Origin of the sequence: Kamptonema sp. UHCC 0994 (genome assembly GCF_029167235.1) — a bacterium.
GTDB lineage: Bacteria > Cyanobacteriota > Cyanobacteriia > Cyanobacteriales > Microcoleaceae > Kamptonema.
Window position 1 is genome coordinate 1 of the sequence record NZ_JARFTR010000202.1, and the last position, 7,186, is coordinate 7,186.

Consider the following 7,186-nt stretch of genomic DNA (forward strand, 5'->3'; position numbering starts at 1 on the left):
TGTAACTTTACCTATAATTTTGCCGCTACTAGAACCATAAGTTTGCCGCTAACAAGACTTTGACACCTATTTTTAGGTTAGATAAATTCTGGTTTTCTTCACTTGCGGAGCCATAATTTTGCCGTCAGCTCTAATTGGAACTATAAACTTGCCGCGAGTGATAATTCACTTAATTTAAATCACTTTAAACAAATAGCCATTAAAAGACTTAACTCGTCAACCCTCGTTTTTAAAGGATCAGCTTTCTTCTTTGTGTCTGGAGTCAGAGCGTAGAAAAGTTCTACACTCTACTTTAGGGGATGACAAGCAACTTGAAAGCCTTGCGCTTAAAAGGTTTTAAGCTGTTCAATATCAAAAAGATCAATGCTGGCTCGCACTAACTTTTTGGGTAGCGATCGCGTCGAATCAGGTTCGGAGGCTCGTGCTACCATCCTAATTGTCAATAAGCAAGTAGTCAGTGCTGCTTTATGGAGTTTGGGAAAATGGCGGAGTATCAGAAACCTTGCTGATGCCTTGAGAAGATAAGTTTCCCTATGCTTACCGAGAGTGAGGTTGTAGTAATCTTTGGGCATAGACATTTCTACTGTTCACACAGCGGTGTTTAGTTCTGGGAAGTTTTTTATTGATTAGAGGACAAAACTTCCTTTGTTGTTGTACTGTAATAGTGTATTGTATTTAAGCTTAACGCAATAAAAACAAAAGAGCTTTCAGAAAAAACCACCAAAAAGCCCTTGACAAAAAAAATAAGTTGTATATAAAATAAAAAATGAAGCAACCAGCTCTTGACCAAGCATGGTTGCCCCAATGTTTTTAGTATGCCTCTGTCCTCTATGGGCTTAAGACTTGTTAGCTTGCAGGCTCAGTCTTTAACCGCTCAGGTATAGAGGCACTTTCTACCCCTCTGCCAAAACGTAGGAGTCTAATTTCTTATGTCATATTCTAGCGAACAATCGAACGCTTGTCAACCTACCAGTGTTGACCCGGTTCTTGCTCGAAAAATTTCGTACCATCTTAGTAAACGCGATCAATGCGATTTGGTGGCATTGGAATACATAGCACAAAACGCTGATCCAAAAGTTGAGCGCGGTGTCACGGTGCTAGAAATGATGCGCGTGATGGATTTATCAAATCCAACAACTTCAACTCGCCTCCGTAAAATGAGTGATACGGAGTATGGGCGGATAGACACCCCCCTGTTAAAACGATCTAAGCGTACTGGCTCTCAAGGAGGGGCAGATTTTTATTTTTTAGCGGATGGCGTAACCTTAGAGGAGATCCAAAAAATAATGGCTATCGAACGCTACAGCTATGAGAGTTATCATGCCCAACGTCAAGAGAAAGAGAAAAATAAAAATAATAGTGGTAACGAGTATGAGGATGAGCTGAGTGATAGCCTAGAAGATGAATCAAAAGACGTTGGCAGCGATCAAATAGATGATCAAGTAGATGATCAAGTTTCAGCAAATGAAGAAAATCAAGAAGAATCAAACTCCTTAGAACCAGATAGGATAGATGAAATTGACACCGAAGAGGTAGATAGTTCGGATGGTGATAACGAGAATGTTGAAGGCATAGAAGTAATAATTTTTCGACTGCTTGAAGAGGTTGTTGAACTCAAGCAAAACTATACTGTCATTAAAGAAGAAAATGTTCTTGTTAAAGAAGAAATAGCCAATCTTAAAGAAGAAAATGTTCTTGTTAAAGAAGAAATAGCCAATCTTAAAATTCAGTTGGCTAAATTGGAACAAAAGCTTTCAACTGGAGGTTCTAGCAGGATTGTCGCCATGTTAGATCAGGTACTCGCTCCAAATGCAAATCAAAACGGCAAAACTGTTCGTTAAAACAGTTTTGCCGTTTTGATTTACCTTGTTTTTTGGGCTATGTGATTGAAGAACAAGCTCAAGTTTTGCAACAACTGTTTGGGGCTAAATCATGGGTGGCGCAGGTGACAGCTTTATAGGTTTCCGAGGCCGATAGCTGAGGGGGTTCGATTCCCCCGCCACCCACAATTAACCAGCTTACTTACAGTTATTTCGCTGAACCTAGAACCTGTGAACAATCTTTGGAGAGCAAAAAATGATCTAAACCAAATCAGGGTTTAACCCTTAGCATTCACAGGTCACAAAAGATGTGACCTTTATTGGTAAAGGTTGATTATCTTTTGCCAGCACCTAAGAGTTTAATACTCTTGCGGTACAGTGGGTTTTGCTTTGATTTAGTCTAGCACTTTATCCAGTGTTAAGTCAATATTTTGTTTCCCCTGTATTTACCGCAAGAAAGCCAATTTGTCAAGCAATCTCCAAAGATGAGTTTAATTTATGGCTAAGCGGAAAAACAACTCCAATTCAGCTAGAGACTCCCACGCTCTCCCGGAACAAGACAGAGAGCTAGGTAAGCGCCCAAGAAAAGACTACTGTGGTTACATCCAAAGCAAAGGCGGCAATTACGGTAAGTGGACTAATATTGTCTACATGGGACTGTTTGGGCTTAACGCTGCTCAAATGAAGCAACTATGGGCGACTCAAGCAGGGAACCCTAAAATTGCAAGGAATCATATCGCTGAAGCGAGTGGAATTCAAGCGATCGCATACTGCGAAAGACTTGTAGTAATGCTTGATTTAGATGACCCACAGGAAGGTCATGTCGAAGCAATTCGACTAACGATAAGGAAGTTTGGGTTTGAACGGCAAGACTTAGTTGCATAAGTCTTGGGCTTTTTGGTGGCAGTAGCGCAGTAAATTTCAATGGTTTTGGCTTTCACCAAAGCATTTACTTCGATTTTCCTACGCACACAGCCACCAAACGGCTTAGTTCATCTACACGCTCTTCAAGCACATTAAGTCTCTCTTCCACTGGATCGAGGGACAACCCAAGATGTTGCGCGATCGCTTCTCTGATTACCTGAGTCCTATCTTTTTCGTCTAGGACAGCCCGCGCATCTAGTGCATCAAGCATGGATTGAGACAGTCTAACCGATATAGTTTTATCTTTCCCTGTTTTTGACATAACTAGCGAGATACATCTGTGCTACTTTTGAGATACGAGATACTTGTGAGCTACGAATGAAATACATACCGCAATCTTATCAGTGAGGAGTAAAGAATGGCATTCATACCTAGAGACTGGCAAACTAGATTTGTTAGAGAGTACCAAGAAAAGAGAAAACGGAATTTTCTGGTAGAAGCCTGCACCTCCGCAGGAAAAACGGGTGGATCTCTCTATATTTATGAGTTCCTAAAACAGGCATTTGGTTGGCGCTTTCTTGTAGTTGTGGTTCCATCCGAGCATCTTAAGCGACAGTATGCTGTAGACGCACAGAAACTTTTTGGACTTCAGCTTTATTACTCAGGCACACAAAAAAGCTTGGGGCGACTACCAACACCAGAAGAATTGTTGCAGAAAGGGTATCAAGGATTGGTAGTCAACTATCAATGGCTAACGTACTCTGGCAATGCTGAGTGGTTGGCAAACGCTCTGCAAAAAACTTTAGCTGGCAAGGTATTTGCCATTCTTGATGAAGTTCACCATGCCAGTTCTGAACTTTCTTTCGGTCAAGCTTGCGAGATTGCCTTGTCAGACAGGAGTGTATCGCATCGGTTGATGACTTCTGGAACGCCATTTCGCTCGGATAACAACAAGATTTTAGGGAACTGGCTCACCTATTTGCCAGCCACAGACAATACTTTTAAATGCGTTCCTGATTTTCAGTACACTCTGGTCAATGCTTTGCGAGATGGAATAATTCCTCCCTTTTCGTTTGTAACAATGGATGGGCAATTTACTTACCGTCGCGATCGCTATGTTTATGAGGGTAAGACCTTTACAAATACTACAGACGAACAAGAATTAACTGATGCCCTCAACACAGCTATCTATATTGATGGTGATTGGGTTAAGGAAGCTATTCTATGGGCACATAAGCGGATGCAGCGTGATCGCGCTAAGGGACTTCCCGAATGTGCTACTTACGTGCGAGTCTCTACAATCGATGCTGCTCGAAAGATAGAAGAACGCATACGCCAAATCACAGGCGAAGCTGCTCTGGTCATCGTCTCCAAAGACGATGACCCTAATCAAAATTCGCGTTTTAGTTCGCGCCAAGATCCTAGTAAGTTAATTGAAGGGTTTGCTGCTGAAACTGGTGTCGGCGCAAAATCTTGGATTATTGGGGTTTCAATGTTGGGCGAAGGTGTTTCTATCAATCGCCTGAAATACCGAATCCACGCAACTAATTTTCGCACCGCTTTGTCTTTCATGCAAGATTTGGGACGATTGCTCCGTCTTTTTCCTGTAGAAACTCCTGAAGCTGTTGAAACCTTAATTCCAGCACATCCAACCCTGATTAATTTGGCATTAAGCGTCTTAAATGAGGTTGCCCATGTTGTTCGGGAGAAGGAAGAAGAAACTTCTGATGATAAGGACTCAGAAGATGGGGATAAAGGCAGCCCTCAAATTCTCTCTATGTTTGAAGCAATTGCTTCAACCGGGGAATTAGGAAGTCAGATTGTAGACAGCGAGGAGATTGCTAGGGAGTTTACTGCTGTTGCGGAATGGGCAATTGAACATAAGGAGATTTGGCGGCATTGGTCTAAAACACCCGCTCACCTAGCGCAGTTGTTGATGAAGGATCAGCCACAGTTTGATCTTTTGTATAGAGAGTATCAGACAGTTCCACAGAAAACACCTACCAACCAAAATTTTTCAACTGCCCCTGTTCCTCAAGGTTTTCCATCTGAATACGCTAGTTGGCTCCCAGATGAAAAACTTAAGTTGGCTCGAAGTAAAGCCAATGATAAAGTTTTTCACCTGGCTCGCATTCTCTATCCCGACGCAACCACAGAAGAGCAGAAAGCTCAACTTCAGCAAATTCATGTCTGGGCTAAACAAAAACAAGGGCTTCCCTTAAAAGGTTTTATCGCTCACGAGGGATGGGAAAAAATCTATCTGTCTTTGTGCGATCGCATTGCTGACGCAAAAAAATTTAAGGGAAAGGAAGAGCTATGAATCACGCAAATTTCAAAATTATCGATCCGAGCGAACTTAGTATCCCAAAAACCGCAGTCATCCAGAAGGTTTTATCCGATGAAGAGCAACTACCAACAGAGCAGCACGATAAAGCTCTCCAAGCTTTTCTAATCTCTGATTTGATAGCTTCTGGAATTGGCAAGGACTTGGCTTTTGTTGACAAAATTCCCGGCTTTATCAAAGAAATCATCGACAACAAGCTGTGGGAATGCTTGTATGTTGCCAAGGGAGTCGTTACCCCTTATTACTGTCGCTATACCAAAAGCATAGATTCTGAGAATTTCCGAGCCTTTATTACCGCCAAACGTCCTAATGGATTAGAAACTAGCGTAGAGACAGTAGACCGAGTTCTACAGGCTGATCCTGAAGTACAACGAAGGTTTCGGGCAATCATCTACGAGTCTCGTCAAGGGGAACGGACAGATATAACTGTTGATGAAAACAGAACTTCCCCCCCTCAAGGGGGGAAGTTAAAACATACCCAACAAGAACGTCTCCGTGCCGCAAACCGAGCAGCAGAAGCTATTCCAGCCATAGGTGAGTTACTAGATCGAGGACTCATAGCGATAGATATTGCTGCACAGTTAGGTCGTGACATAAAAGACCCCGATAACCTGACCGCAGAAGAACGAGACTATGTGGACAAGCGAGATTTAGTTGGCGTAAGAATCAACCAGTACATACATACTAGCCCAATTCCCGATGATGAGGATAAGGAGCCAGCTTACGGTCGCGAACTCAACAGGTACGTCAAAGAACTGCTGGGAGTTAAAGATCGCTCTAAATCTATACGAATGGACAATCCCAAAAAGGCGGCCGAGAAACTACTGACCTTTTATAAGGGGGACAGGCTCAAAGAGTTGATTGACCATTTGAGGGAAGGATTAGAACCCCCTATGGCATTACTAGAGCCAGCTAAAGAAGAGTCTCCAGATAGCCTTCAATCTTTAAATAGTAACGCTCAACTTGCCACTAACCAGGCTGAACCTTTCGCTGAAATCTCAACTTCTTCAATCCTCGAAATCCATCAAGAGCAGTCTCTTAATGGAGATTCACCAATTCTCCAATCCGCAGAGGATGTAATTAAAGTTAAGACAGATATACCCGCGAATCAAGAGTTGAGTGTAGATGATTTGGCAAAACGCTTGAAACTTAGTCGGCAGACCATTCTCAATAGGGTATATGACAAACCTAATCAATTTCTGGAATGGGTAAAACAACGAGATCCAGAGGGTTTAGGTTGGCAACGTAGTAAAAAGAAAAAAGGACGTTCTTGGTTATTCACTCTAGTTCAATAACTCAAATAGGACTAATTAAATGTCAGGAGATTGCCAATGCTGTCAAAGACAGAATTTAATGCCTGGTGTAGTCGCTTTAATCCATCTCAGCAAACACAAATTCTGATTGAAAAGATTCGTTCATCAGAACCATCGCGTCGGGTTGGGGGTGGAACTAAAAACGTTTCTGGGCGTTATCCAAGCCGAAAAATGGGAGTGACTATCCAGTTTGAGTCTCACAAAGTTGAACTTCCTTTTATCTATGAACTGGAACATGATGAGGATGTATTAGAGTTTTACGACCAACCCCCTCAGATTAAGCTTGACTATGAGGCAAAGAATGGGCGAAAACTCGGTGTATTGCACACTCCAGACTTTTTTGTTATCAGGACTAATTCTGTTGGATGGGAAGAGTGTAAAACTGAACAGGAGTTAAAAAGACTTACTGAAAAAAATCGAAATCGCTACTTTTGCTCTGATGATAATCAGTGGCTTAGTCCACCAGGGCAAGTTTACGCTCAACAATTTGGGCTTTATTATCGTATCCGTTCAGATAATCAAATTAATTGGATTCTCCAACGTAACCTTATATTTTTAGAGGATTACTTTCGAGCCAATTCAATAACTTTGGAAGAATCAGTAACTAACTCTATCCTTTCAACAGTATTGACTGAGCCAGGAATAACTTTAGCGAAATTGTTGCATCAAGAAACAGGAGTTAGAGCCGATGACATTTACACATTAATCGCCACCGAACAACTTTACGTCAATCTAAATACCACCCCACTAGCTGAGCCGGAAAGATGTTTAGTCTTTAGCGACCAACAGACATCTCTTGCTTATCAATTAATGGTCAAACAATCTACTCCAAAGATTGCAATTAT

Annotated in this window: 7 protein-coding genes; 6 read left to right on the top strand and 1 reads right to left on the bottom strand. The window is 41.9% G+C overall.

Going from position 1 to position 7,186, the window contains the following annotated elements:
- Window positions 1-363 precede the first annotated feature (363 nt).
- The 3 genes from PY364_RS18400 (at window position 364) to PY364_RS18410 (ending at window position 2,705) form a co-directional block, all read left to right on the top strand.
- Window positions 364-525, top strand: a complete 162-nt coding sequence (locus tag PY364_RS18400) for a hypothetical protein (protein WP_275524674.1) — start codon at window positions 364-366, stop codon at window positions 523-525.
- A 404-nt stretch (window positions 526-929) separates the two neighbouring features.
- Entirely contained in the window at window positions 930-1,841 is a 912-nt protein-coding gene (locus PY364_RS18405) for a hypothetical protein (protein WP_275524676.1), read from the top strand.
- Between the two features lie 477 nt (window positions 1,842-2,318).
- The gene (locus PY364_RS18410) at window positions 2,319-2,705 is read left to right on the top strand and encodes a hypothetical protein (protein ID WP_275524677.1); all 387 of its coding nucleotides are present in this window, start codon (window positions 2,319-2,321) and stop codon (window positions 2,703-2,705) included.
- 64 nt (window positions 2,706-2,769) lie between these two features.
- Here PY364_RS18410 and PY364_RS18415 read toward each other — a convergent pair whose 3' ends face one another.
- The gene (locus PY364_RS18415) at window positions 2,770-3,006 is read right to left on the bottom strand and encodes a ribbon-helix-helix protein, CopG family (RefSeq protein WP_275524679.1); all 237 of its coding nucleotides are present in this window, start codon (window positions 3,004-3,006) and stop codon (window positions 2,770-2,772) included.
- Between the two features lie 96 nt (window positions 3,007-3,102).
- Between PY364_RS18415 and PY364_RS18420 the strand changes: the two genes are divergently transcribed.
- The 3 genes from PY364_RS18420 to PY364_RS18430 form a co-directional block, all read left to right on the top strand.
- Window positions 3,103-5,004, top strand: coding sequence for a DEAD/DEAH box helicase family protein (locus tag PY364_RS18420; protein ID WP_275524681.1), 1,902 nt, complete (start codon window positions 3,103-3,105; stop codon window positions 5,002-5,004).
- Entirely contained in the window at window positions 5,001-6,323 is a 1,323-nt protein-coding gene (locus PY364_RS18425) for a hypothetical protein (RefSeq protein ID WP_275524683.1), read from the top strand. The genes PY364_RS18420 and PY364_RS18425 overlap by 4 nt, the downstream gene beginning before the upstream one ends.
- A gap of 36 nt (window positions 6,324-6,359) precedes the next feature.
- The coding region (locus PY364_RS18430) for a heteromeric transposase endonuclease subunit TnsA (protein ID WP_275524684.1) at window positions 6,360-7,186 on the top strand (827 nt) is incomplete at its 3' end.